This is a genomic window from Nguyenibacter vanlangensis (assembly GCF_013376155.1).
GTDB lineage: Bacteria > Pseudomonadota > Alphaproteobacteria > Acetobacterales > Acetobacteraceae > Gluconacetobacter > Gluconacetobacter vanlangensis.
This window is the reverse complement of the sequence record NZ_JABXXP010001017.1, coordinates 1-799: the sequence shown is the minus strand read 5'-3', so window position 1 is coordinate 799 and position 799 is coordinate 1. Positions and strand designations below refer to the sequence as shown.

At 67.3% G+C, this 799-nt stretch carries 1 protein-coding gene and 1 pseudogene; one reads left to right on the top strand and one right to left on the bottom strand.

The window, feature by feature from the left end:
* Positions 1–308: glycosyltransferase family 9 protein (locus tag HUK84_RS20905; protein ID WP_374729403.1), on the bottom strand; the 308-nt coding region annotated here is incomplete at its 3' end.
* A 308-nt stretch (positions 309–616) separates the two neighbouring features.
* Here HUK84_RS20905 and HUK84_RS23415 point away from each other — a divergent pair.
* Positions 617–799 (top strand): annotated as a pseudogene (locus HUK84_RS23415) (glycosyl transferase); the annotation flags it as partial.

The window sequence follows — 799 nt, the reverse complement described above, 5'->3', positions numbered from 1 at the left end:
CAGGCCGGGCGGCCGGACAGCCGGAAATAGCGCGACGAGCGGCCCGAGGTCTGCAGGTCGTACACCACGTCATGACCGCGCAGCGTCCGGCGCAGCGCCAGCATGCCGCGCACATCCCACCAGGAGGGGCGCGCATCGACCGCCACCCGGTCGAACCACGGGGCGGCGCGCATCAGCTCGGCGAAGGGAGCGGTCGTCAGCAGGGTGATGGCGGCGTGGGGATGATGGGCGCGGATGGCCGCGAACGGTGCGAAGGCCTGGACCAGATCGCCCAGCGCACCCAGCTTGATCACGAGAACGCGCGTCATGCGCCCTGGTTAATCCAGAACGTGCCGCATGGAAACAGCGCCGGGCAAAACATGGGAAAACGTGGAGATGCCGGCGCCGCCCCGCGAGGCGGAATCTGGTCCGTCACGATCGGAGGCGACGCCGGAAAGAGGGAGACAGCGTTCGTGCCGCCCGTCTTCATGGAGGTTTCCGTGGTCTTCTTGGTTCTTCTTGTTCTTCTGTCTTCTTGGGGGTGCGACCACCCCATGCGTGCTCTGTAGCACATCATGGCAGGACGTCCATGTTACACGGTCACATATGACGCGAACGTGACGCGGTTCGCGCGTTCATGCTAAGCGGTCGGGCCATGGAATCCCCCGCGCCCTGTCCCGTCATCCTGCAGATTTTGCCCGCGCTGGATGCCGGGGGGATCGAACAGGGCACCGTCGAGATGGCGGACGCCATCGTTCGCGGCGGCGGGGTGGCGCTGGTGGCGTGCGCGGCGGGGCGGATGCTGCCGCGCCTGCGCCAT